The organism is Type-E symbiont of Plautia stali (assembly GCF_059731115.1).
In genome coordinates this window covers 1,756,460-1,781,825 of sequence record NZ_AP035906.1, presented here as the reverse complement: position 1 = coordinate 1,781,825, position 25,366 = coordinate 1,756,460, and the positions used below count along the sequence as shown (strand labels likewise).

The window sequence follows — 25,366 nt, the reverse complement described above, 5'->3', positions numbered from 1 at the left end:
TGCTGAGCAGGCGCACCGATTATTGATTACGACTTGTAGTTAAAGTCCTGCACACCTTTAGCATTGTCCGGGGTGATTAAAATGCCGCGGAACATCACGCGCTGCTTCTCCGGCTTCACCCCTTTCTGGATGAAGTTGTCGAGATCGGTCACACCCTGCGCGGCAATAGCCTGCGCCTGCAACATCACCGTAGCTTTCAGATCGCCTTTTTCTACCGCATCACGCTCGTCATTGCTGCCATCGATGCCCACCACTGTGACATCGTTGCGACCTGCGGCTTTGAGTGCCGCAATCGCGCCCAGCGCCACCGGACCGTTACCACAGATCACGCCTTTGACATCGGGATGGGCCTGCAGAATGCTGTCCATAATGCGTTTGCCATCGATCAGGGTGCCTTTCGCATCCTGACGCGCGACAGATTTCATATCCGGATACTGATCCAGCACCTGGTGGAAGGATTTCGAGCGGGTGACGCAGTTATTGTCAGCGAGGTTACAGGTCAATTCGGCATAGCTGCCCTTTTCACCCATCTTCTCCACAAACACGTTGGCCACATCAGAACCCGCCTGGAAGTTGTTGTGGGTGATCTGCGCCAGCGCCACATCGTCGACCGGAATCTCACGGTTGATCAGCACCACGGGGATCCCCGCATCTTTGGCTTTTTTGATTGCTGCGACGCTGGCGGTGGAGTCGGCGTTATCCAGCACAATGCCCTGCACTTTTTTACCGATGGCGGCATCAATCAGTTCGCTCTGCTTCTTAACGTCTTCACCGTGCGACAGCACGCTGGTTTTATAGCCCAGCTCTTGCGCTTTCAGGTTGGCGCCTTTGGCTTCGGAAGCGTAATAGGGGTTATCCAGTGAGTTCACCAGAATCATGATGGTGCCTTTGTCGGCAGCGAAGCTGGATTGGGCGATCAGGCAACTGGCAATGGCAGTGAATAACAGGGTACGTTTTTTCATGTTCGTGCTCTCTCATTGTTTTGTTGTTATTGCAGGGTTGAGGCCTTACTGGTGCTGGCGCGGCATTACCAGATGGTGAAGCCGCCATCGATCATTAAATCTGCGCCGGTGATCATGTCGCTGCCGTTGCTGGCGAAAAACAGCACGGCGGCGGCAATCTCATCGGTGTAAGCAAAACGCCCTAACGGGATCAGTTTCTTCATCTGTTCACCCTTCTCACCACGCCAGGCTTTTTCGCCCATCGGCGTCAGCACCACGGTGGGTGACAAGGTATTAACGTTGATACGGTGTGGCGCGAACTCTTTGGCCATCACCTTAGTCATTCCAAGCAGGCCAGCTTTGGCAGAGGTATAAGCCACGTGGTTATCAATGGCGATGGAAGCGGCTTGCGAGGCGATATTGATGATCTTGCCGCCATTCCCGGCGCGCACCATGCGTTTGCCCGCGGCTTGCGAGCAGAGAAAAGGACCGGTGAGATTGACGGCGATCTGCTTCTGCCACTCGGCAAAGTCGGTTTCCAGTACCGGCTGTAACATCACATAACCTGCACAGTTCACCAGGATATCGATGTGGCCGTAGTGCTGTTCCACCTGGTCGAACGCCGTCTCGACTGAGCCAGCATCGGTCACGTCACAGCACACCAGCAGTACACGATCGGCAGAGAATTGTTCCTGCACAGCCGCCACGCGATCGCTTTCGAATGGAGGGTAAAGCAGGGCCAGCCGTGCACCTTTCTCTAACAGCATGGCGTTACTGGCCATGGCAATCCCACCCAGGCCACCGGTCACCACTGCCACTTTGCCGGTAAGATCCAGATCGGTATTCACGCCGTAGCGCAGGTTGACATCGTATTCCCCACTCATCCCTTCTCTCCTGTGTGCCTGTTCAGCGGCTCTGGTTATCTCTGGCCGGATAGGTTTGCTGTAATATTGATTTTCGAACAAAAATATAAGCTATCGTTTCGCAATGGTTTGTGGGTGAGATCAAATTTCATACAAATGATGAAAACTATTTTTATCCAGCTGTTTTTAAAGCAAATAATAAAAAATCAGGTTTTTTGATATAGAAATAACAGCTGGCGGGTGTATGTGAAATCAAATGCATGGCTTTATCTTATTTTCATTCGAAAATGCATCTTTGTGCGAGCCGCCTCGCAAATCCCCAACACGCAGAGTAAAATCATCACGGGTTTTCTTATGGTTAAAACCAGACCGTGATTGGAAAGAGGGAGCATTTCGATTGAAAAGCAAAACTGAGCAGCTGGCTGATATGCAGCAGCGTCGTGAGAAGATCCTGGAGATGATCCGCGAAGACGGCACAGTCACGGTTAAAGCGCTTACCGATACCTTTGGCCTGACCGAAGCCACCATCCGCACCGATTTGCGTATGCTGCAAAAAGCCGGGCATGTGCAGCGTTATCATGGCGGCGCCACCCTGATGACCGGCAAGCAGAATACCGGCGCCCTGCTGCTTGAGCGTCAAACCCATCTTGATGAGAAAGAAGCGATTGGCCGTCTGGCCGCGCAGTATGTCGAAAACGGCGATACGGTGATTTTCGATTCTGGCACCACCACCACCGCCATTGCGGAGGCGATCAGCCACATCCGCCGTTTATCGGTGATCACCACGGCAGTGAATATTGCGCTGAAGCTGGGGGGCGAACCGGGGATTAATATCCTGCTGACAGGCGGCACCTTTAAGTTTCCGACGCTATCGACCTCCGGGGAGAAAGCGGCTTCATTCTTTGAAAACGTGCTGGCGGAAAAGCTGTTTCTCGCCACCGCCTGCATCTCGCCGCGCCTCGGTTTAAGCTTCCCCAGCGAAACCGACATCAAAGTGAAGATGGCGATGATCAACTCCGCCAGTACGGTATTTGTGGTGGCGGACTCCAGCAAAATCGATAAGGTGTCGATGTTTGCCCTGCCGTGTGACTGGAGCAAAATCCACTATTTGATTACCGATCGCGGGATCACCCCGGCGCAGATTGCGGCGTTTGAAGCGTTGGGTGTGCAGGTGTTGGTGGCAGGTATTGAAGAGGCAAAAAAACGCGCGGTGTTTTGAGCATCAATTCAGGGGCGGCCCACTCGCAGCCGCCCCTTCAATGCTGATTAGAAACCTAAGCTATCCAGCAAGTCATCCACCTGATCCTGGTTCGCCACCACGCCAGGTGCATTGGCATGGATCTGCGGACCATTCAACAGGCTGCTGGCGTCTTTACGCGCGGCAGCGTTGGCTTCAGGCATATTCTCCAGCAGCACCATCAGCAACTGACGCTCGATCTCCTGGATCACATCCATCATGCGCTTGATCACCTGGCCGGTAAGGTCCTGGAAATCCTGCGCCATCATGATCTCGAGCAGCTGCTTGTTGGTGTACGAGGTATGCGCCGGCACATCACTGAGAAATTCGCGCGTATCCGAAACCAACTCGCGTGCATCCGCCAGCTCAATCGGGTTTTCAAACCACGCATCCCAACGGCCTTTCAGCTTATTGGCGTTGGCTTCCATTTGGTCCTGGTGTGGCTGCGCGGCTTCAACGCAGTTGAGTGCGCGTTCTGCCGCTTGCGCCGTCATCTGCACCACGTAATCCAGACGGTCGCGCGCGTCCGGAATGGCTTCCGCCGCTTCGGCAATCGCCTGGTCTAACCCCAATTCGCGCAGGCTGTCGCGCAACATACGCGTCAGCGAGCCGATACGGGTAATAATGTCGTGTGCCGAGGCTTCTTCGGTTGGTTTCGGAAGGTCGCTCATCACATCTCCTTACATACCCAGTTTTTCGAAAATTTTACCCAGCTTTTCTTCCAGCGTGGCTGCGGTGAACGGCTTCACGACATAACCGCTGGCACCGGCCTGGGCGGCTGCAATGATGTTCTCTTTTTTCGCTTCTGCCGTGACCATTAGCACGGGCAGCTTGCTCAACGCTGCATCAGAACGAATGGTTTTCAGCAGTTCCAGACCGTCCATGTTGGGCATGTTCCAGTCGGATACCACGAAATCGAATCCACCCGCACGCAGTTTGGTCAGTGCATCAACACCATCCTCTGCTTCTTCAACGTTGTTGAATCCCAGCTCTTTCAGCAGGTTGCGGACGATACGACGCATCGTATTGAAGTCATCCACCACCAAAAAGCGCATGTTTTTATCAGCCATATCTACTCCTGTGTTGTCTCGTCCGGCAGGACGGGCTCGTTAAATTCGCAATGCCTGTCCGGCGCTAATTTTTGCCAGCATGTGCTGACTGATGTGTCCTAAATCGACTACTTCACTGGTGCCGCCCATCGCAATCGCTTCGCGCGGCATACCAAAGACGACGCAACTGGCTTCATCCTGCGCGATGGTCCAGGCACCGGCGCGATGCATTTCCAGCATCCCGGCGGCACCGTCGTTACCCATCCCGGTGAGGATGACACCCACGGCATTTCGTCCTGCGTGCACCGCCACGGACCGGAACAGCACGTCAACAGACGGCTTGTGACGGTTTACCGGCGGGCCATCATTCAGTTTCACCACGTAGTTGGCGCCGCTGCGGCCCAACTCCATGTGCATGGCGCCCGGTGCGATATAGGCATGACCGGGTAAAATACGTTCGCCATCTTCCGCTTCTTTCACGGTGATCTGGCACAGCTTGTTCAGGCGCTCGGCAAACGAGCGGGTAAAGCCTGGTGGCATATGTTGCGTGATCAGCAGCGCCGGGCTGGTCGCGGGCAGCGGCTGCAATACATGGCGAATCGCCTCGGTGCCGCCGGTGGAAGAGCCAATTGCAATCAGCTTCTCACTACTCAGCAGCGGGCCGGCTTTTAGCATCACCGGGCCAGGTGTGGCCGGGCGCGCATGCAGTTTGGCTCGCGCCGCTGCGCGAATTTTGTCGGCGATCATTTGACTGTACGCCAGCATGCCTTCGCGAATACCCAACTGCGGCTTAGTGACGAAATCCACTGCGCCCAATTCCAGCGCGCGTAATGTCACTTCCGATCCTTTACCGGTCAGCGATGACACCATCACGACTGGCATCGGCCGCAGGCGCATTAACTTCTCCAGGAAGTCGAGGCCATCCATACGCGGCATCTCGACGTCCAGCGTCAGCACCTGTGGGTTGTATTGCTTGATTAAATCCCGCGCCACCAACGGATCGGGCGCGGTTGCGACCATCTCCATATCGGCGTGGCTGTTGATGATCTCCGTCATCAACTGTCGCATTAGCGCAGAGTCATCTACGCACATCACGGTGATTTTGCTCATCGTCTTTCCTTGGTCAATCCATAGACTGTCTGTCCACGCAGCCAGAACTCTTTACTGATCTGGCTGAAGTTCTCTGAGTGTCCAGCGAACAGCACACCGCCGGGCTTCAGCAGGGGAACGAAACGGCGCAGGATTTTTTCCTGCGTCTCTTTATCGAAATAGATCATCACGTTACGACAGAATATTGCGTCGAACGGACCCGGCAACGCCCAGTCGTTGGCCAGTAAATTCAGCTGCGAATAGTTCACCATGCTGGCGAGATCGGAGCGGACGCGCACCATGCCTTCATGCGGCCCGGTGCCACGCAGGAAAAAGCGTTGCAGCTGCGATTGCGATAAGGTGCGCAGCTCTTCCTGGCGATAGACCCCCGCCACGGCTTTTTCCAGTACCTGTGTATCAATGTCGCTGGCGTGCACCTGGAACTTACCCGGTCCGGTACCCAGCGTTTCCGCCAGCGTCATGGCGATGGAGTACGGCTCTTCGCCGGTTGAGGCGGCGGTACTCCACACGCTGTAACTGCCACTGCGCTTACGCGCATGATCCGCGAGGATCGGGAAATGGTGCGCCTCGCGGAAGAATGAGGTCAGGTTGGTGGTCAACGCGTTAATAAACGCCTGCCACTCTGCACTGTTCTGGTCTTGCTCCAGCAACGCCAGATAACGACCAAAGTCATCAATATTCAGCGTGCGCAAACGGCGCACTAAGCGGTTGTAAACCATCTCCCGCTTGTGATCGGCCAGCACGATGCCTGCGCGTTGATAGATCAGCTGGCTGATACGACGAAAATGCGTATCTGAGAGCGGCAGTCGCTGCACCATTTGCGAGAGCAGCGTTGTCGCTTCACTTTGATCCAATAACGTCGATTTCTTCATGTCAGGTCACCCGGCAACAAACTGATTAAATTGTGATACTGCGATTACTGCTGTGCTGCCAGTTGGGCCGCCTTGCGGCGGCCACACGGATTAAAAGGTTTCCCAGTTATCGTCCGCGCTACGTGCACCTGCGGGTTGAGCCAGCGCTTTGACTGCGGCTGGACGCAACATTTTTGGCGCTGTAGATACGTTAACGGCCTGAGCGACAAATTCTTTACCAATATTGAACACCGCAACCGACTGTTTCAGTCGACTGGCCTGATCTTCCAGTGCGGCAGCCGCCGTGGCTGACTCTTCTACCAGCGCGGCGTTCTGCTGTGTCACGCGGTCCATCTCGTTCACGGCCAGACCCACCTGGTCGATTCCGCGACTCTGCTCATCCGACGCCGAGGCGATTTCGCCCATGATGTCGGTGACGCGAGTGACGGCGTTGACGATGTTGGTCATGGTTTCGCCCGCGCTCTCCACCAGCACCGAACCGGTGTTGACGCGACTCACCGAGTCTTCGATCAGACCTTTGATCTCTTTCGCTGCCTGGGCGCTGCGCTGTGCCAGACTGCGCACCTCACCCGCCACCACCGCAAAGCCACGGCCCTGTTCACCCGCACGTGCCGCTTCAACCGCCGCGTTGAGTGCCAGAATGTTGGTCTGGAACGCGATGCCATCGATCACACTGATGATGTCCGCGATTTTCTTCGAGCTGCCGGTGATCTCTTTCATGGTGGTGACCACGCCATCCACCACTTTGCCGCCGTGCTGCGCGGTTTCAGAGGCAGTCAGCGCCAGTTGTGAAGCCTGACGGGCGTTTTCGGCGTTCTGCTTCACGGTGGCGGTCAACTGCTCCATGCTGGCAGCCGTCTCTTCCAGAGAAGCGGCCTGCTGTTCAGTACGTGAAGAGAGATCGTTGTTACCCATGGCGATTTCGCTGGCACCGGTGTAGATAGCGTCTGAACCATCACGCACGGTACGCACGGTATTCGCCAGCTCCTGCTGCATGTGCTGCAGTGAGCTGAGTAATTCACCCATCTCGTTGCGCATACTGACATCAATCTGCTGCGTCAAATCGCCACGCGCGATGTGACGGATATGGTCGATGCTCTGTTTCAACGGACGAATCAGCACGTTGCGCATGCCGCTCCACACCAGTGCAATCACCAGCAGGGTCACCAGCAAAGTACCGATCACCAGCATGATGGAGTGCTGATAGGCGCTTTCGTTGGCATCAATACCCTGCTTTGCCAGCACGATGTTGTAGTTCAGCCATGCGGTGTAATCCTTCTCGAATTTATCCTGCATACCCTGCGTTGGTTGATCGACAAAGCCTTTGAAGTTCCCGTTACCCAGGAAATCAATCAGCTCGGCCAGTCCACCACGGAAGGCGTTGTAGTTGGCCTGCAGCGTCTTGACGTTCTCCGCACTTTTGCCCTTCTCAGACAAATTCGCGTTGAACTCGGCAAAAGCCTGGTCAGCGGTTTTCAACTCCTCACTTGCCAGCGCGACCAAATCTTTCACGGTTGCGCCTGAGCCAGCTTGCTGGCTGTCCAGCAAATAGCGGATCCCTGCACGGTTCAGCGTGTTACGCGCCTGAACCAACGATACCCAAGAGGTGCCCATCGCCCGTTGCAGCGTACTGAGACGCTGGTTATAGGCAAAATTCTCTTTATCGGCTTTCACCGTGGTAAAAAACATCCCTCCGGAAAACAGCTGCAGCAAGGCAAACAGTGCCAGCACACATAACAGCCCGGAAACGACACGAATACGACTAAACATAAACACCTCATTGGTTGGCGGATCGCTCCTGTTATCGGCGTTCACAGAGGGATCTTTATGTTGTCTGCAACGGGTTGGACCAGCGGGAATTAAGGAGGATCAGGGATAAATTAAAGTGTGCCGACAGGTGAACGGGCGCACCTGCGTGCGCCCGGTTAAAAACGTTTAAAATGTCTCCCAGTTGCTGTCACTGACGGGCGCCGTCACGGCTTTGCGTGGTGCACTCAGCATTGGCTGCGCGCTCTGTGGCTGACGCACTGCGGCAGTGGCCTGTGAAGCACGCGGCACGCGGAACACCGCCACTGACTGGCTCAAACGACTGGCCTGCTCTTCCAGCGATGCCGCAGCAGCGGCGGATTCTTCCACCAGCGACGCATTCTGCTGCGTCACGCGATCCATCTCAGTGACCGCCTGGCCGACCTGATCAATACCGCGACTCTGCTCATCAGATGCTGAAGCAATTTCGCCCATGATATCGGTCACGCGCGTCACCGCACCGACGATATCATTCATGGTTTCACCGGCGGTGCCGACCAGCTGCGAACCGCTGTTAACACGATTCACCGAATCCTCAATTAAACCTTTAATCTCTTTCGCCGCCTGCGCACTGCGCTGCGCCAGATTACGCACTTCACCGGCGACTACTGCAAAGCCGCGACCCTGCTCACCCGCGCGAGCGGCTTCGACTGCCGCGTTCAGTGCCAGAATATTGGTCTGGAAGGCAATGCCATCAATCACGCTGATGATGTCGGCGATTTTCTTCGAACTGCCGGCGATATCACTCATGGTACGCACGACGCCATCCACCACCTCACCGCCTTTGCGTGCGGTATCAGAAGCACTGAGCGCCAGCTGAGATGCCTGACGGGCGTTCTCGGCATTCTGCTTCACGGTAGCCGTCAGTTGCTCCATGCTGGCCGCCGTCTGTTCCAGCGAAGCCGCCTGCTCTTCAGTACGAGCGGAGAGATCGTTGTTGCCCGCCGAGATTTCGCTCGCGCCGGTGAAGATAGCATCAGAGCCGTCACGCACGTTGCTGACGGTACGCACCAGCGACTGCTGCATCTCATGAAGGCTGGCCGCCAGTTGGCTCATCTCGTTGCGTCCTTCCACGGCAATATGCTGCGTCAGATCGCCAGATGCGATATGGCGGATATGGCCCAGCAGCTGATGCAATGGCTGGATCAGTACCGCACGCAGGCCAAACCAGCAGCCGACAATTACGAACACCACCACCAGCGCCACCACTGCCAGCAGCCACATCATCATATGGAACGCTTGCTGATTTTGCGCCACGCCTTCCGCCGCCAGTGTGCTTTGCGCCGTGCGCCACTCAGCATAGGTGGCCTTCATCTTCACCTGTTTGGCTTCAATGTTCTGCGCAAACATGCCTTGCAGATCGTTGGCTTTTAAACGTTCCAGCATCGCTTTCAGGCCATCGTTGAAGGCGGCGTAGTCCGTTTCCAGGCGATCGCGCAGTGCGTCCGGCAAGCCTGGCGTACCCGGCAGATCGTAGTAACGCTGGTAGTGCCCGGCAGCCACATCCAGCTGCTTTTCAGTCTGTGCAATCAGCGCCTGAAGCTGGCCGCCGTTGGACTGTGCCGCCATACTGCCCTGCATGCGCAGCATCGCGCGGTTTAACACGGTACGGGTCTGGTTGAGTTCGATCCAGGCATCGGACATCGCGCCGACGTTGTTGGTCGACGTCTGTGCCACGGCAAAAGCTTCTTTATCTTTTTGTAAGGCAGACCAGAACAATCCGCCGGAAATTAACTGCAAAGCACCAAAGACCAGCAAGACTGCGATCAGGCTGGTGACAACATTGATTCGTTTTAACATGAGTTCTCCAAAGAGTGAGGCATTTCGGCTCCCGCTGTTATCGACCGCAGTTGTTAAATTTTGAGGGGCTTTAACGGATTTTACGAAATATAATTCTGCCAATAACTTTCTTTACAGAGTTTTATAACTAAAGAAATTGTCATTAAAAAAAATGCGCCTTTATCGGGTAAACGATAAAAGCGCATTGATACTATTGGAATAAAAGGATATTGCGGCAGTGGGTGCGCCAGCGCACACCACTGCAAGCGATTAAAACGTTTCCCAGTTACTGTCGCTGACTGGTGAAGTCACAGCTTTACGTGGTGCACTCAACACCGGCGGCGCGATCTGCGGATGGCGCACTTCGGCACTGGCCATGCCAGGCTGTACTGCGCGTGGCACCCGAAATACCGCCACCGACTGGCTCAGGCGGCTGGCCTGCTCTTCCAGCGAAGCCGCTGCCGCAGCAGACTCTTCCACCAGCGAGGCGTTCTGCTGGGTCACGCGGTCCATTTCCGTCACTGCCTGACCGACCTGGTCGATACCGCGACTCTGTTCATCAGACGCTGAGGCGATTTCGCCCATAATATCGGTCACACGGGTGACCGCATTGACGATCTCACTCATGGTTTCACCGGCGGTGCCCACCAGCTGCGAACCGCTGTTGACGCGATTGACAGAATCTTCAATCAGACCCTTAATCTCTTTCGCCGCCTGGGCGCTGCGCTGTGCCAGGTTGCGAACTTCACCTGCCACCACCGCAAAGCCACGCCCCTGCTCGCCAGCACGCGCCGCTTCCACCGCTGCATTCAGCGCAAGGATGTTGGTCTGGAAGGCGATACCGTCAATCACGCTAGTGATATCAGCGATCTTCTTTGAACTCCCGGCGATATCGCTCATGGTGCGTACGACGCCTTCCACCACGTTGCCGCCCTTCTGTGCGGTTTCAGAGGCACTCAACGCCAGCTGTGACGCCTGGCGGGCGTTTTCGGCGTTCTGTTTCACTGTGGCGGTCAGCTGTTCCATGCTGGCTGCGGTCTGTTCCAGCGAGGCAGCCTGCTCTTCCGTACGAGCGGAGAGATCGTTGTTACCTGCCGAGATTTCACTCGCGCCGGTGAAGATGGCATCAGATCCGTCACGCACGTGACTGACAGTACGCACCAGCGACTGCTGCATGTCATGCAGGCTGTTCGCCAGTTGGCTCATCTCATTGCGGCCTTCAACGCTAATACTCTGGGTCAGGTCACCCTGCGCGATCGACTGAATGTGGGCAATGTTAGTGTTCAATGGATTAATCAGGATGCGACGCAGGTTCACCCAGCACAGTCCAATCACCACTAATACCATCACCATGATAGCGCCCAGAATCCAGCTCATGCGGCTGAAGGCATCGGCATTTTTTTCCTGGCCTTGTGCTGCCAGTTTCGCCACATCCGCACGCCAGTCGGTGTAAGTTTTCAGGAAGTTACTTTGGCTCGGTGCTACTGGCACGCTGCCCGCTTTCGATAAATCGTTGGCGAGAAGCGCATCCTGCATCTGGCTTAATGCCGTGGCGTAAGCGGTATAGCCCTCATCCAGTTGACCTGTGAGTTCCTTATTTTGTCCCGGTGTATCCGGAATCGCTTTATAGAGTTTGAAATTATCCGCTGCTTTTTGCTGGAACTGTTTGCTGTCGTTGAACAGCCCCTCAATATCCGGCTCTTTGTTGGCCAGTTTACTGGTGGCGATACGCAACTGGATGCGCGTCAGTACTACACGGCTCTGGTTGAGGCTCATGTAAGCATCATTCAGCGCCGAAAGGTTTTGGCTCGCTAACTGCGACACATTGAAGCTGGATTTGTCGTCGTTTAAGGCTTTGAGGAATATGGATCCGGATATGACCTGCAGCAGGCCAAACATCAGTAGCACCACCAGCAGACTGGTGACGACGCGAATTTTTTTTAACATAGATAGCCCTGGGAAAAGTAAGTAAATGGAACGCAATATTTATCGGCGGGCGAGGCAGGGAGTTTAATGAAAGTTGTGTGAATAAATATTGTTATTATCTGATTTTTATAGGAATTATTTCAGAGCGGAATTATCACGGGCCGATGCTGCCAGCCCGTGATTGTCGATGATTACGCGCTACGCAGCGTATCCACCAGCGCCATCTCTTCGCTGCTCAGCAGCTTCTCGATGTCGACCAGAATCAGCATACGTTCGCCCAGTGCGCCGAGGCCGGTCAGGTACTCGGTGGACATGGTGACCGCAAATTCTGGTGCCGGACGAATCTGTTCCTGCATCAGAGACAGCACGTCAGACACGCCATCCACCACGATACCCACGACGCGGTGCTCAAGATTCAGCACGATCACCACGGTGTTTTCGTTGTACTCCACATCCTGCTGCGCGAACTTCACGCGCAGGTCGATGATCGGCACAATCACGCCACGCAGGTTCGTCACACCCTTGATGAATTCTGGGGTGTTGGCGATACGCGTTACCTGATCGTAACCCCGAATCTCCTGCACTTTAAGAATGTCGATGCCGTACTCTTCGTCACCCAGGGTGAAAACTAAGAATTCCTGGCCCACGGTTTCGCCAGCGATTTTGGTCACGGTTGCCATGTCAGTCATTTTTTTGCCCTTTATTTATCTATTACGCTGCGGCACCGGCCACACGCTTTTCACGGTTCAACGATTGCAGTGCAGAGACATCCACAATCAGCGCCACACTACCATCGCCGAGGATGGTGGCGGCAGAAATGCCCGGCACTTTGCGGTAGTTGCTTTCCAGGTTCTTCACCACCACCTGATGCTGGCCAATCAGCTGATCCACCAGCAGTGCATAACGACGGCCTGCGCTCTGCAGAATCACCACGATGCCCTGGGTCGCATCGGTTTTGGCATTCTGCACATCAAACACATTCCACAGTTCCACCAGCGGCAGGTATTCACCACGCACTTCCAGCACGCGCTCGCCACCGGCCAGCGGTTTCAGCTCTTCAGCGGTCGGCTGCAGGGATTCCATCACCGCGTTCAGCGGCAGAATGAACACTTCATCCGCCACGCGCACTGACATGCCATCAAGAATGGCCAGCGTCAGTGGCAGCAGGATGCGAATAGTGGTGCCTTTGCCCTGCTTCGAGGAGATTTCGACGTGACCGCCCATCTCCTGAATGTTTCGTTTTACCACGTCCATGCCCACACCACGGCCGGACACGTCAGTGACCTGCTCCGCCGTTGAGAAGCCCGGTGCGAAGATCAGCATGCCGACTTCTTCATCGCTCATGCTGTCGCTGACCGGCAGGCCAGAGGACAGGGCTTTCGCCAGAATACGTTCACGATTCAGACCGGCACCGTCATCGATCACTTCGATGCAGATATTGCCGCCCTGATGTTCCGCTGACAGCGTCAGATTGCCCACCGCTGTTTTGCTCGATGCCAGACGCTTCTCTGGCGTTTCGATACCGTGGTCAAGGCTGTTACGCACCAGGTGCGTTAACGGATCGATAATGCGCTCGATCAGGCTCTTATCCAGTTCAGTAGAGCTACCCAGCAGCGTCAGCTCCACTTCTTTGCCCAGCTTGCTGGCCAAATCGCGCACCAGACGTGGGAAGCGGCTAAACACATACTCCATCGGCATCATACGAATCGACATCACCGACTCTTGCAGGTCACGCGCGTTACGCTCCAGCTGGCCCATGCTGTTCAGCAGGTCGCCGTGAGCCACAGGATCCAGTTCGCCAGAACGTTGTGCCAGCATCGACTGGGTAATCACCAATTCGCCGACCAGGTTGATCAGCTGATCCACCTTCTCAACCGCAACACGAATACTGCTGGATTCGCTGGTTTTGGTCGGCGCTGCCGCACGTTTCGCTTCACGTTTGGCTGGTGGGGTGATGTCGGTTACGGTGGCAGTTTGCACCGGTGCAGGGGCTTCCACTGTAACGGCTTCGGCAGGTGCTGCTGCGACGGCGGCCGCGCCTTCCGGGAAGTGAATCTGCGCTTCATCAATCACAAAACAGAGCACCGCAACGATGTCGTCTTTACCAACGCCATCAATGGTCACTTCCAGCGAATTGGTGCCTTTCACCACGTTGGAAACAGTGCCGAGATTACCCAGCTCCTCCAGCATCAGTTCCGGCTCTTTCTCTTTCAAATCGATTAGTTGCAGGCGTAAACCCGCTGCTGATGCTGGGGCGGCGGCGATCTCTACCACGTCAGCCACTTTCGCCGGCTCGGGTGCGATTCCTTTGGCTTCCAGCGCCAGCTGACGCAGTGCTTCGCAGATATATTTGAAGTTTTCTGCGTTGGGTTCCTGCGCCGTTTTATAGGCATCGAGCTGTTCTTGCATAATATCTTTGGTTTCCAAAAACAGGTTGATGATGTCGGTGCTAAGCTGCATTTCGCCGCGGCGCGCACCATCCAGAATGTTTTCCAGGATGTGGGTGGTTTCCTGTAAAACCGTAAAGCCAAACGTACCGGCTCCGCCCTTAATGGAGTGGGCGGCGCGGAAGATGGCATTCAACTGCTCGGAATCGGGCTCCTGGGGATCCAATCCCAACAGGTGTTGCTCCATATCCGCTAACAGCTCATCGGCTTCATCGAAAAACGTCTGGTAAAAATCGCTGATGTCCATGCTCACGGGATCACCTCGGCTGTGAGGGTTGGTCTGGTGTCACCGCGCCTGCCGCTGGCTGCGCTGCTGGTGCAGGCGCCACCGCACTGGCCGGCGAAGCCGGAGTAGCGGTAGAACTTGCGGGTGCAGCAGATGCAGCGGGACCGGTCGGTGCGGTAATGTCGGGAATAATTTGTGCCGGGTCAGTTATCTGCGCGGCATCGCTCTCAGAGTTCTCTTTCTCTATCGCAGCCTGGGTGTCATGGTTCAACACCAACAGACTGATACGACGGTTTACAGCATCGTTCGAACCACGATTCTTTAACTTCATGGTGTCAGCCATGCCCACCACGCGCAGCATTTTGCCCCCATCCAGCCCGCCAATCACCAGTTCACGGCGTGAGGCATTGGCACGGTCGGCTGAGAGTTCCCAGTTACTGTAGCCGCGATCGCCCGTCGCATACTGGAAGTCATCCGTATGGCCAGCCAGGCTGATTTTGTTCGGAATATCATTCAGAACCGGCGCAATGGCGCGCAGGATGTCACGCATGTACGGCTCCACTTCTGCGCTACCGGTTTTGAACATTGGGCGGTTCTGGCTATCAATAATCTGAATGCGCAGCCCCTCTTCCACCATGTTGATGATTAGATGCGGACGCAGTGCTTTCAGACGCGGATCGGCTTCAATCAACTGGTCCAGCTTTTCGCGCAGACGATTCAGACGAATCTCCTCCAGCTTTTTCTTCTGCGCATCCATATCGACCACTTTCTTCACTTCGCCGTCTTTACGTGTTGGATCGTCACCGCCACCGGGGATCGGGCTTTCGCTGTCGCTGCTGCGCTGGCCACCGGTCAGCGCGACTTTCAGCGGTGTACGAAAGTATTCTGCAATCTGAATCAACTCTTTCGGGCTGGAAATTGAGAGCAGCCACATCACCATAAAGAACGCCATCATCGCCGTCATAAAGTCGGCATAGGCAATCTTCCACGAGCCGTGACTGCCATGATGACCTTTATGTTTGCGCTTTTTAACCAGCACAATGGGGCGATTGCCTGCCTTCATGAGTTCTGATCCGAGGTTTGTTTCGCAGGATTTTTCGCGTTACGCACATGTTCTTCCAGCTCGGAGAACGACGGACGCTCAGCGGAATACAGGGTTTTACGCCCAAACTCCACGGCGATCTGCGGTGCGTAACCATTCAGACTGGAGAGCAAGGTCACCTTGACGCACTGCATCATTTTGGTGGTTTCAGCACACTTCTGACGCAGCACTGACGCCAGCGGCGAGATAAAGCCATAAGCCAGCAAGATACCAAGGAAGGTTCCCACCATGGCGTGTGCGACCAGCGCGCCCAACTCTGCTGCCGGGCGATCGGCTGAGGCCAGTGCATGTACCACGCCCATCACCGCCGCTACGATACCGAAGGCAGGTAAGCCATCGCCCATGGCCGATATACTTTGCGCCGGCACTTCACACTCGTGCTCGTAGGTCTCGATCTCTTCGTCCATCAGCGCTTCAATTTCAAACGCATTCATATTTCCGCTCACCATCAATCGCAAATAGTCGGTAATAAAATCCACCAACTGTTTATCGGACAAAATACGCGGATAGTTAGCAAAAATTTCGCTCTGGCTGGGATCTTCAATGTCACGTTCTAATGAAAGCATGCCTTGCTGACGTGATTTCGCCATCAGGCGATACAGCAGTGCCATTAAATCCATGTATACAGCTTTGTTATATTTCGAGCCGCGCATTAACATTGGCAAGGCTTTTAATGTTTTCTTGATCGACTTGCCATTGTTGCCCACTAAAAAGGCACCAATACCGGCACCGCCGATAATAATCAGCTCGGCAGGTTGATAAAGCGCCCCCAGATGGCCACCGACCATCATATAGCCGCCCAACACGGAGCCGACGACCACGATATAACCCAGAATAATCAGCACAAAAAATCCTTACGTCCGTAACGTGTTGGTAGAAGTTAAGCCAGAGAGCCGCAGGTGTTATTCGTAAATCGTGGGCAAAAAAAAGCAGCGGACTAAGCCGCTGCTGGATGTTTTCCACGATGCGAACAAACTTAAACGGCGCGTTTAACCTGTTCATCCAGCAGTTGTGGAAAGGTATCGGCAGAATCTGCAGAAAGTTTACGTCTTTTTACGGCACGTGATGGCGGCTGGCACAGGCTGCAAACAAAGCTGCCAACAGGCTGATGAGCGTGATTAATAAAGCTCCCGCCACAGCATTTACAGTCAGACAATTCCAGCATGCCGCTTTCAACGAATCGCACCAGGGTCCATGCACGCGTCAGCGCCAACAGCGGGCCCTCGTCCGATTGCGGACACTGCTCAAGATACAAGCGATACGCTTTGATGACCGCTTCAACACCATTGCTCAGCCCGGTTTTCAACAGGAACTGCCAGGCATTACAGAACATCGATGAGTGAATATTTTGTTCCCAGGTCATGAACCAATCGGTTGAGAATGGCAGCATGCCTTTCGGTGGTGGTGCACCACGCAGCTCTTTATACAGTTTAATCAGGCGACCACGGCTCAGCTGGGTTTCGCTTTCCAGCATTTGCAGTCGTGCGCCCAACGTAATCAGCTCCATGGCCAGCTGAATATCGCGCGCTTCCTGAACAATACTTTTCTCGGTCATTAAACCGCCCTCTTCTTCGCAGAAGCATCATCTTTTGACGCGTTCCGCAGTAAACGGCTGGATAATAAAATGCCGGTGTGGATTTGCTGCAGGTCATCCACGCGTGATTCTTGAGTCAAACGATTAATATGGTTGTGATCGGTAAAACGGAACTGGCAAACCAGTTGATTGGTTTCCGCTAATTTTACCATCTCAGGCAAGGTTAATTGCGACAATGCATCTGCCATCGATTCATCGATGCCTAAACGAAACATTGCTGAAGCTTTTTCCTGGTTAATTAAACGCTGAGCAAGAAGCAAATATGACAGATTGATGTCATATATATGTTTTAGTAATTCTGATGTACCCATTTTTTTCCATCCTGATAGACGCGACACATATACGGCCACAGAATTAAAAGTTCTATGGTTCGGGTTGCTGGTTGGTAAATCTAAAGATGGCAAAAAATAATCAGGCAAAGCCAACGTGTACTGAACTGTTTCACTTCCCGCCGGGACACTGATCAGTAGTAGTCAAAACTCCAGGCCAATCTTTTCTTGAGTTGTAACCATCTTCCGTGACGTCTGCTTACAGTTTTTTAAGACTAATCCGAAAACAACGCAAATCTATATCGTCTGATTTCTACATACAACGTGAGTGGTGCGAAATTTTAGATAAAGTGTGATCTACGTCACACTTTTAAGGCAAATTTTTTCCTGGAAGCTTCAGAATTGCTTTTCTGTTGTACGTTTTTTGAGCGAATTTGAATTGTTTCGCTAATATTTCACTCTAAAAAGCCCCTTTTTAGCCTGTGTGGTCGATTGTCATGACAACGCGATCTTTTATCTGTTTAGTTGGTTTTAAATGGAGACATGAAGCCACTTAAAACCATAAAGGCAGCATAATATGCTGATTTTGGTAAAAACTATTTGCTTCTAAATTAATCACTTACAGGGAATATTGCTGAAATGCACTACCACCATGATGATAGATAAGCGTGAAGACTGGTCGCAGCGCGCCTGGGAACTGTTAGGGCTTTGTAGGGAGTGTTTAGCGAACGGCAGTGGATGTAACAGTGCGTTACATTAGTGATATGAATGAATTGGGGATTTGACGCATTGATTTGAGATAACTATCGGCCTGACCAACCAAACCTTTAGGGCCGACATGAAAAAAAAGCTTTTTTCACGTTCGATTGCACGCTTTTTAACCAAAACGTGCGATTTTAGCTGCCGTGTCAGGCAGTTACTCCTTAAGGAAATGAAAACGATTTCGCAGGTTTAAGATGGGCAGTGAAAACGGTGCGCAGCATTGCGCACCGGGAAGCAGATTTAAGCGAGTTTCGGGAAGGTCGCGACTTTATTGGCCATGCCATGATCGGCGCTGCGCGCAGGTAACGCATTTAAATCACGCAGGAAGCTCTCACGCCATTGCGTAATATCCTGCTTGCGCAACACCGCCATCATGTCGTTGTAGCGCGAGATACGCTCGGTGCGCGGCATGGTGAGCGCTCTGTCGAGTGCGGCGGCGACTTCATCACGATCGTAAGGATTGACGATCAGTGCCGATGTCAGTTCGTTCGCCGCCCCGGCAAAGCGTGATAGCACCAGCACGCCCGGATCGTCCGGGTCCTGCGCGGCAACATACTCTTTCGCCACCAGGTTCATGCCGTCACGCAGTGGCGTGACCAGACCCACATCGGTTAAGCGGAAGATTTTCATCAACAGGCGGCGATCAAAGTGCTGGTTCAGATAATAGAGCGGTGTCCAGCCGAGCGTGCCGTACTTACCATTAATACGCCCCGCTTCTGTCTCTAATTGATGGCGAATATCCTGATAGGCCTGCACATCGCCACGGGACGTCGGCGCGATTTGTGAATAACGGATATTGCCGCGATGCTGCGGGAAATTCTCCAGCAGTGCCTCATAAGCCAGAAAGCGTTCCGGCAATCCTTTTGAATAATCGAGCCGCTCGCTGGCAATAATATTTTGTACATCGCCCAGCTCACGTTTCATCGCCGCCATTTTCGGTGGCAGATGTCCTTCGGCCATCTCTTTGATGCTATCCGGCTCAATACCAATCGGATACACCTCCGTCATAAAGGTATTGCCAAAGGCACGGTGTTTCTTCTCGCCTTTATTCTGCAACTGCGTCAACTGGCTGAGGCTATCGAGGAAGGCTACGCGATCGGACTCGGTCTGGAATCCCAGCAGGTCGTAATCGCACAGCATCTCCAGCAGTGTCTGATGCGGTGGCAGCGCATTGAAGATCTCCGGCGTCGGGAACGGAATGTGCAGGAAGAAGCCGATACGATTGTTGACGCCCAGTTTGCGCAACTCGGCCGCAAACGGCAGCAGATGGTAATCATGGATCCACAACACATCGTCAGGTTGCAGCAGCGGCTTCAGGCGCTGGGCCAGCAAGGTGTTCACACGGCAATAGCCATCCCAGGCTTCGCGCTGATACTGCACTAAATCCAGACGATAGTGGAAGGCCGGCCAGATAACGGTATTAGAGAACTGGCAGTAGTACTGATCATAATCGTTCTGATTGAGCGGCAGTGAGGCATAAGTAATGCCATCCTGTTCCATCTGCGAAAGTGGCTCATCTTCTTCCTCGCCAGAGAATTCACTGATTTCTCCGTTCCAGCCAAACCACAAGCCTCCGGTGGTGCGTAACGCGTCCAAAATGCCCACCGCAAGACCACCCGCGCTGGCTTTGCCTTTATCCGGAATGGCGATACGGTTAGATACCACGACTAAACGACTCATAACCTTGACTCCTTACCGACGATGTCATGTTCTAGTTGTAATAATAGTTGCGCCAGCCAGTGCCATACCGCATCAACGCTGTCGAGACGGTAGCGCGCATGGCTGGCGCCTTCTCCGACCTTGACTGAAATGCCCTGCATGGCGTTAACGGCGAGAAATCCTTTTTCATCGGTCAGATCGTCACCCACGAAGACCGGAATGCGGCCAATAAAGGGGGCTTCTTGCATAAATTCACGTACCGCAGCACCTTTATCGATGCCCTGCGGTTTTAGCTCCACCACACACTTGCCCGGCTGTAGTGCCAGCGCAGGAAAGCGCGTCACGGCGTCTTCCGCCAGTTGCATGATGGATTTTTCGTACTCGGGCGCGTTGCGATAGTGCAGCGCAAACGCCATGCCTTTCACTTCCAGCAGGGTGCCTGGCCATTGGTCGAGTGTTTGCTGCAGTTCGGTTTGCAGCGTTTGCGCAATGTCGCCAGGCAGCGAATGCCGGTGCACGTGCCCACTGGCGTCACGGCGTTCCGCACCATGCACGCCCGCCGCAGGCGCTTCCAGTGGCGCAACCAGTGCATCCAGTTGCGCAATCGGACGGCCCGATACCAGCGCCAGGGCGCCATGGCTCAGATTGGAGATTTGTTGCAGATGCTGGCGCACCGATGCGGGGATGGAAACCGACTCGGGTTGCGACTGAATGGTCGCTAATGTGCCGTCGACATCAAAAAAGAAGGCATAAAGACCGCCGCTGAGTGACGGCAAGGTGCTGTTCTGATTAACCGCAGGGGTCACGTCTCCTCCTGTTCATTAGGCTTTAACAGGATGTTCGAAGTCAGGCTGGGTGTTTTCAGTTGGATGTCTGGACTGAGGCGAGGAGATTGAGCCAAAAACGAGGGACTGCGATAGGTAACTCTCCACAAACGCACAACTTTATAGCCAACACAGCAACCTGACTGCGAACATCGTCAGCATTAAGTCTAGACGGAGATCACAGTTTTGCCAGGCACAGTGGGTTAATGCATGAGAAAAGTGTCTGTTTCAGGTCTTTGCAACGGCAAAAAATCGCCCCTTTCCTTTTATAACGCTTCGCTTTTTTAAGACCTTAAATTTTGCCCGCCCTCTTTCCCTGGTGACGCCTCATTTACCAGATTTTCCTTACTTGCATCCGCGCCGCCGATTGGCTTATGGTGCGGTTACCGCGCGATTCAAGGCGGAAAAAAGGCCGATAAAGGCCCATATCTGCGCCAAATGGCGCTTTCAGGCAGGCATTCAGGACGATGAAAATCCGATCAGGTTCACACTTTTGCGATGTCATGGCGGGTAACAGCCTATGATCCCCCAGAGCTACAGTCAGCGCGTGCATTTCTATTACTGCATCCTGGTGGCGCTGAAAATCAATGCAAAAACGCGCAAACCCGCCGGCGTGCGTGGCAAGAATAACTTTCTGCTGAAATGGCTGCGTAACGCGCAGAACAACACCATTTTCCATCCCGATATCACCAGCGAAATTGAGTGGCTGCGTGGCAAAATTATCAGCTCCGGGCCGGATGCCGATTTAGAGCCGATGCTGCAATACGTTTATGAGACCGCCAGGCGCGCTGAAACCTTGCGTTTAGGCTCTTAGCTACCTTACGTAACTCTACCAGGTTGCCTAAGTATTCAACCGAATTTTTCTCGTGATTGGCCTTTCTTATGATGCGTTCTCTACCTGATAAAGAATGAGAACGGAATCATATGAAACTTAATGCGTTAATCTTTGCTATGCCTATGCTGTTTGCTGCGGGCAGCGCTGTTGCAGCCGAAACCAGTGAAGGCTATTACGCCTCTGCAAAATATCTGCAAAGTGAACAACGTGCCAAAGAGATGGATACCAGCGCACGTCCTGGCGTGGGGCAATTTGTTGCAGGCAATGAAAAGGCACATAACGGCGCGGCAGCGCTTGCAGCCGGTTATCAATGGGGCAATGGCTGGCGCACGGAAGGCGAATATACCTTTGGTCAGAAATCCGAATTCACCAGTGGTTCATCGACTTTCACTTCCAGCTATAACCATCTGCAAACCGATGTCCAGCGCTTGATGCTGAACGTGTATCGTGACTATCAAATCGGCTATAAGGTTGCGTTGTACGGCACCGCAGGCGTCGGCGTCAGTAAAATCAAAGCAGGCGGTTGGCAAGGCAACTCCTCTCGTCAGTATGCTTCAACCACGCAAAACAACCTGACCTACAGTGTCGGCGTCGGTATTAGCTACACGCCGATTGAGCAGGTGAGCCTGGACCTTGGCTACCGTTATGTGGATATGGGCAAAATAGAGAGCGGATACAATACGTTCGGGAACGCTCGTGGCCTTAAAGATGAGCAAATGAAAGCACATCTGGTGGAAAACCAGTTTGTTCTGGGAGCCCGTTATTTGTTCTGATGCCTTACGCATCCCTGCGCTCTCCAGTCGGAGGGCGCATCACTATTCTGATTCCACACTTAGCATGTGTCGGAACCGTCTCTCCCTGTTAAAGTACCCTGCTGAAAAGTCAGCGATGGAACGTTTGGCTGCACGACCATCAATAGGGACGGATAACAGGACATCTTACATGAATTTCACCATACGCAAGGCTCAGGCCGAGGACGCGGAACTGCTTCATCAGCTGGGACGCATGACCTACAGCGCGCATTTCAAACATATGTGGGTTTCAACCGACGAAATGGATGCGTTTATCGATAAAGAATATGGCCTGACGGTGCTGCAGAGCAGCCTCGCGGCAGAAAACGAGAGCTGGCTGATCGCCGAGACCGATCACCCGGTAGGTTTTGCCAAGGTCACCTGGAATACACCGGTTCCTGATTCCGGCATGACGGGCGCCATGTTGAATAAGCTCTACCTGAATCCCGATCAGACCGGTAAGAACTTCGGCAAAATCATGTTCCAAAGCATCATCAATGAAGCCCGTGAGAAGCAGGAAGGTTACATGTGGCTGGAAGTGATGGCTGAAAACGTGCGTGCACGTAAGTTTTGGGAAGCCTTTGGCATGCAGCACATCAAAGACATCCCGTTCGTCACCGCCTCGCAGCGCAGCACGCTGCAAATTTTGGGTATGGTGATCTAACCCGATAAGGCGCCGCGAACATCGATTTCGCCGCGCCCTCTCCGCCTTTATCTGCGTTCATCCCCGTCTTTACCACTTATTCAGATTTGTTCTAACGATATAATCAGTTTTTCTTTCAAGCCATCTCTCCGCATCATAACGGCAACACAGGAGGCGTTATGGCTGATATCTCTCTACACAAACACTCACAGGGTATGGCGCATTTCGCGCCCGGTTTGCTGCTTACGGCGGCCATTGCGCTGGCAACGGCATGGCTCGGTAATCTGCCGTCGGTCGCGCAGCTGGGGTTAGGCGCCCTGACGCTGGCCATCATCGGCGGAATCATTCTCGGCAACACGCTCTACCCGACGGTGCACGGTCACTGCGACGCGGGCGTACAGTTTGCCAAACAGAAATTGCTGCGTCTCGGCATTATCCTTTATGGCTGCCGTCTCACCTTCCAGCAGGTGCTGGATGTCGGCGTCAGCGGTGTGGTGATTGATGTACTGATGCTGACCAGCACCTTTACCCTCGCCTGCTGGCTGGGACGTAAAATCCTGAAACTGGATCGTGAAACCGCGTGGTTGATTGGTGCAGGTAGCAGTATTTGCGGTGCCGCCGCCGTATTGGCGACTGAACCGGTGATTAAAGCCGAATCGTCCAAAGTGGCGGTGGCGGTCGCGACTGTGGTGATCTTCGGTACACTGGCGATTTTCCTTTACCCGCTGATTTGGCATAGCGTTTCGCCATTACTGCCGGGCCTGAGCCTGAGTGAATTTGGTATTTACACCGGTTCGACCATGCATGAAGTGGCGCAGGTCGTGGCGGCCGGACATGCTATCAGCCCGGAAACAGAAAATGCGGCGGTGATCGCCAAAATGCTGCGCGTAATGATGCTGGCACCGTTCCTGGTGGTGATCGGGGTGATGGTACGCCGCAGCGCACCGGCCACCAGCGGGGAAAAACAGCGTATTACTTTCCCATGGTTTGCACTGGCGTTCATTCTGGTGGCGCTGTTTAACTCAGCGCATCTGATTCCCGCCTCGGCGATTGCGGTCATTAATCAGCTGGATAACGTGCTGCTCGCCATGGCGATGGCCGCACTGGGTCTTACTACCCATATCAGTCAGCTGAAACGAGCCGGTCTTCGTCCGCTGCTGTTAGGGTTGATGTTATTTATCTGGCTGATTGTCGGCGGCGGCGCGATAAACCTCACCATCCATCATTGGCTTGGATAACTTATTTGCCGCCCGACCGGGCGGCAAATGCCTTATTGTTTGAAGTGTTTTCGTGAATAGATGGCTGTCTGTCTGCGGCTTTTAATACGAAATTTCGCATGGGAGATCACGGTCATCCACTTTGGATCGACCTTGTTGGTCAAATAGATATTCAACTGATCCAACAGTGCCTCCCAATTCTTCGCCTGCCAGGCTTTATCACTACCAAGACTCTCCTTCATTCGCTGAATAAGGCTATCCACCCTGGCCTTTACATCACTCAGCGTTTCTCCGGCCTGATGTGCTGCTGCTAATTTCCGGATTTCGGTGGCGTAATAATTGATATCGATCTCGTTTTCGCGCACGCGAACCTCTGCTTATTATTGGTCCGTAATATTACAGTAACCTAAGTCTGCGAATTAACATAATCGGCAATACCTCTCGCCGCTTCGCTATTCTTACACACCCATACTATTTTTCAGCAATAGCGCGCAATATTCGTGCGATCGGACAATTAAAAACGCCACCTGAAGGCGGCGTTTCACAGGGCTTGGGTCGTAATATAAAATGGGGTTTCATTATTTTTTCGAAATCTTAACGCATTTCTTTCAGTTACCCATCAAACAAACAGACCCACGAGTTATCAGTCAATTGACGAACATCCACTGACTTACGTTCACTCTTTAATCGTGAATTCCAGCTCACTCAGTTTTTGATATTCCTTCGCCAGCTTTTTAAGTTGCGCCGCACGCATTTTATCCGCACGCGCCAGGGCTTCTTCTTCGGTTAACTGAAACTCTTTTTTCTTAAAGAACTGCTCAAAGTTGTACTCACGATCGCGACGCTGTACAAATACCTCGCCATCGTTTTTGAGTTCGCCTTCTGCGATGTAAATGCCCCGGGTTAATGCATATTTTGTTATATAGGCTTTTGTCATGCTGTCCTCTCATCTTGCTTCGTCAGTTAATTAAAGCAAAATCGCCGCGTAATTTACAGCGCCTTGAAGAAAAAACAGTCTATTCCTGGATTGTATTGCCATTGATTTAATTAATGTTTTAATTAAACCGAACGCAAAGGCCAAGCGAAGACATTCATCTGGTATGGTGGCAATTAAAAGCGCAGCGTGCTTTTAAGATTCCAGTAATGCAAAGCCATCCCATATGAATTTCCCGCTCAGCGCCTCAAATGATAGCTTTCATTTTTTCTGGATATTTTCCCAACTCAACCCAAAGCGCATAAGGTATTTACGTAAGCGATCGGCATCATTTGGCTGTTTTTTATGCTGCCGCGAGACCGCAAATAAATGTCGGCCCGCTTCAGATAATGTTGTGGTGTGTTGGCAGACTTCCAGCACGGTTTCGAGTTGTTTTTGATCGAAGAGTCATTTAGCAGAAGCAGCAATCATGGCGTTGAG

Annotated in this window: 24 protein-coding genes and 1 pseudogene; 5 read left to right on the top strand and 20 right to left on the bottom strand. The window is 53.3% G+C overall.

Annotated elements, in window-relative coordinates:
* Positions 1 to 26: 26 nt before the first annotated feature.
* Both AC6I8L_RS08185 and AC6I8L_RS08180 read right to left on the bottom strand, forming a co-directional pair.
* Complete coding sequence (locus AC6I8L_RS08185; protein WP_058959717.1) at positions 27 to 962, bottom strand: D-ribose ABC transporter substrate-binding protein; 936 nt, start codon at positions 960 to 962, stop codon at positions 27 to 29.
* Between the two features lie 65 nt (positions 963 to 1,027).
* Positions 1,028 to 1,825: a GolD/DthD family dehydrogenase gene (locus tag AC6I8L_RS08180; RefSeq protein ID WP_058959716.1), complete on the bottom strand. Its 798-nt coding sequence runs from the start codon at positions 1,823 to 1,825 to the stop codon at positions 1,028 to 1,030.
* Positions 1,826 to 2,201: 376 nt separating this feature from the next.
* On the opposite strand from AC6I8L_RS08180, the gene AC6I8L_RS08175 reads away from it, so the two are divergent.
* Positions 2,202 to 3,023: a DeoR/GlpR family DNA-binding transcription regulator gene (locus AC6I8L_RS08175; protein WP_058959715.1), complete on the top strand. Its 822-nt coding sequence runs from the start codon at positions 2,202 to 2,204 to the stop codon at positions 3,021 to 3,023.
* Between the two features lie 47 nt (positions 3,024 to 3,070).
* On the opposite strand, the gene cheZ is transcribed toward AC6I8L_RS08175, so the two are convergent.
* The 15 genes from cheZ to otsB all read right to left on the bottom strand — a co-directional run bounded on the left by cheZ (position 3,071) and on the right by otsB (position 20,448).
* Positions 3,071 to 3,712 (bottom strand): protein phosphatase CheZ, encoded by a 642-nt coding sequence (gene cheZ, locus AC6I8L_RS08170; protein ID WP_058959714.1) that lies wholly within the window; start codon positions 3,710 to 3,712, stop codon positions 3,071 to 3,073.
* A 9-nt stretch (positions 3,713 to 3,721) separates the two neighbouring features.
* A complete protein-coding gene (gene cheY / locus AC6I8L_RS08165; RefSeq protein ID WP_058959713.1) occupies positions 3,722 to 4,111 on the bottom strand; it encodes a chemotaxis response regulator CheY in 390 nt (129 codons plus the stop codon).
* 39 nt (positions 4,112 to 4,150) lie between these two features.
* Complete coding sequence (locus AC6I8L_RS08160) at positions 4,151 to 5,200, bottom strand: protein-glutamate methylesterase/protein-glutamine glutaminase (RefSeq protein WP_058959712.1); 1,050 nt, start codon at positions 5,198 to 5,200, stop codon at positions 4,151 to 4,153.
* A complete protein-coding gene (gene cheR, locus AC6I8L_RS08155; protein WP_034821825.1) occupies positions 5,197 to 6,072 on the bottom strand; it encodes a protein-glutamate O-methyltransferase CheR in 876 nt (291 codons plus the stop codon). The genes AC6I8L_RS08160 and cheR overlap by 4 nt, the downstream gene beginning before the upstream one ends.
* 90 nt (positions 6,073 to 6,162) lie before the next feature.
* Complete coding sequence (locus AC6I8L_RS08150) at positions 6,163 to 7,842, bottom strand: methyl-accepting chemotaxis protein (RefSeq protein ID WP_058959711.1); 1,680 nt, start codon at positions 7,840 to 7,842, stop codon at positions 6,163 to 6,165.
* A 165-nt stretch (positions 7,843 to 8,007) separates the two neighbouring features.
* Positions 8,008 to 9,678 (bottom strand): methyl-accepting chemotaxis protein, encoded by a 1,671-nt coding sequence (locus AC6I8L_RS08145; RefSeq protein ID WP_058959710.1) that lies wholly within the window; start codon positions 9,676 to 9,678, stop codon positions 8,008 to 8,010.
* A 249-nt stretch (positions 9,679 to 9,927) separates the two neighbouring features.
* Positions 9,928 to 11,604 (bottom strand): methyl-accepting chemotaxis protein, encoded by a 1,677-nt coding sequence (locus AC6I8L_RS08140; protein WP_058959709.1) that lies wholly within the window; start codon positions 11,602 to 11,604, stop codon positions 9,928 to 9,930.
* Positions 11,605 to 11,774: 170 nt separating this feature from the next.
* Positions 11,775 to 12,272: a chemotaxis protein CheW gene (cheW, locus tag AC6I8L_RS08135; protein WP_034821837.1), complete on the bottom strand. Its 498-nt coding sequence runs from the start codon at positions 12,270 to 12,272 to the stop codon at positions 11,775 to 11,777.
* Between the two features lie 22 nt (positions 12,273 to 12,294).
* Positions 12,295 to 14,277, bottom strand: a complete 1,983-nt coding sequence (gene cheA, locus AC6I8L_RS08130) for a chemotaxis protein CheA (protein WP_201785664.1) — start codon at positions 14,275 to 14,277, stop codon at positions 12,295 to 12,297.
* A 10-nt stretch (positions 14,278 to 14,287) separates the two neighbouring features.
* Complete coding sequence (gene motB, locus AC6I8L_RS08125) at positions 14,288 to 15,319, bottom strand: flagellar motor protein MotB (RefSeq protein WP_034821843.1); 1,032 nt, start codon at positions 15,317 to 15,319, stop codon at positions 14,288 to 14,290.
* A complete protein-coding gene (gene motA, locus AC6I8L_RS08120) occupies positions 15,316 to 16,203 on the bottom strand; it encodes a flagellar motor stator protein MotA (RefSeq protein WP_034821846.1) in 888 nt (295 codons plus the stop codon). The genes motB and motA overlap by 4 nt, the downstream gene beginning before the upstream one ends.
* Positions 16,204 to 16,334: 131 nt before the next feature.
* Positions 16,335 to 16,913: a flagellar transcriptional regulator FlhC gene (gene flhC / locus AC6I8L_RS08115; RefSeq protein WP_034821849.1), complete on the bottom strand. Its 579-nt coding sequence runs from the start codon at positions 16,911 to 16,913 to the stop codon at positions 16,335 to 16,337.
* Complete coding sequence (gene flhD / locus AC6I8L_RS08110) at positions 16,913 to 17,263, bottom strand: flagellar transcriptional regulator FlhD (protein ID WP_034821852.1); 351 nt, start codon at positions 17,261 to 17,263, stop codon at positions 16,913 to 16,915. The genes flhC and flhD overlap by 1 nt, the downstream gene beginning before the upstream one ends.
* 960 nt (positions 17,264 to 18,223) lie before the next feature.
* Positions 18,224 to 19,663, bottom strand: a complete 1,440-nt coding sequence (gene otsA / locus AC6I8L_RS08105) for an alpha,alpha-trehalose-phosphate synthase (RefSeq protein ID WP_058959707.1) — start codon at positions 19,661 to 19,663, stop codon at positions 18,224 to 18,226.
* Entirely contained in the window at positions 19,660 to 20,448 is a 789-nt protein-coding gene (gene otsB, locus AC6I8L_RS08100; RefSeq protein ID WP_034821859.1) for a trehalose-phosphatase, read from the bottom strand. The genes otsA and otsB overlap by 4 nt, the downstream gene beginning before the upstream one ends.
* 538 nt (positions 20,449 to 20,986) lie before the next feature.
* On the opposite strand from otsB, the gene AC6I8L_RS08095 reads away from it, so the two are divergent.
* The 4 genes from AC6I8L_RS08095 to AC6I8L_RS08080 all read left to right on the top strand — a co-directional run bounded on the left by AC6I8L_RS08095 (position 20,987) and on the right by AC6I8L_RS08080 (position 23,973).
* Positions 20,987 to 21,280, top strand: coding sequence for a hypothetical protein (locus AC6I8L_RS08095; RefSeq protein ID WP_202403471.1), 294 nt, complete (start codon positions 20,987 to 20,989; stop codon positions 21,278 to 21,280).
* Positions 21,281 to 21,390: 110 nt separating this feature from the next.
* Entirely contained in the window at positions 21,391 to 22,074 is a 684-nt protein-coding gene (locus AC6I8L_RS08090) for an outer membrane protein (RefSeq protein ID WP_058959706.1), read from the top strand.
* A 169-nt stretch (positions 22,075 to 22,243) separates the two neighbouring features.
* Positions 22,244 to 22,756 (top strand): GNAT family N-acetyltransferase, encoded by a 513-nt coding sequence (locus tag AC6I8L_RS08085; RefSeq protein ID WP_034821865.1) that lies wholly within the window; start codon positions 22,244 to 22,246, stop codon positions 22,754 to 22,756.
* A gap of 158 nt (positions 22,757 to 22,914) precedes the next feature.
* On the top strand, positions 22,915 to 23,973 hold the full coding sequence (locus tag AC6I8L_RS08080) for a YeiH family putative sulfate export transporter (protein ID WP_058959705.1): 1,059 nt from the start codon (positions 22,915 to 22,917) through the stop codon (positions 23,971 to 23,973).
* Between the two features lie 32 nt (positions 23,974 to 24,005).
* Here AC6I8L_RS08080 and AC6I8L_RS08075 read toward each other — a convergent pair whose 3' ends face one another.
* From AC6I8L_RS08075 to AC6I8L_RS08065, 3 genes and pseudogenes are all read right to left on the bottom strand, one after another.
* The gene (locus AC6I8L_RS08075) at positions 24,006 to 24,317 is read right to left on the bottom strand and encodes a hypothetical protein (protein WP_058959704.1); all 312 of its coding nucleotides are present in this window, start codon (positions 24,315 to 24,317) and stop codon (positions 24,006 to 24,008) included.
* Between the two features lie 311 nt (positions 24,318 to 24,628).
* Entirely contained in the window at positions 24,629 to 24,889 is a 261-nt protein-coding gene (locus AC6I8L_RS08070) for a hypothetical protein (RefSeq protein ID WP_058959703.1), read from the bottom strand.
* 258 nt (positions 24,890 to 25,147) lie between these two features.
* A pseudogene (locus AC6I8L_RS08065) lies at positions 25,148 to 25,333 on the bottom strand (sigma 54-dependent transcriptional regulator); the annotation flags it as partial.
* Positions 25,334 to 25,366: the final 33 nt, after the last annotated feature.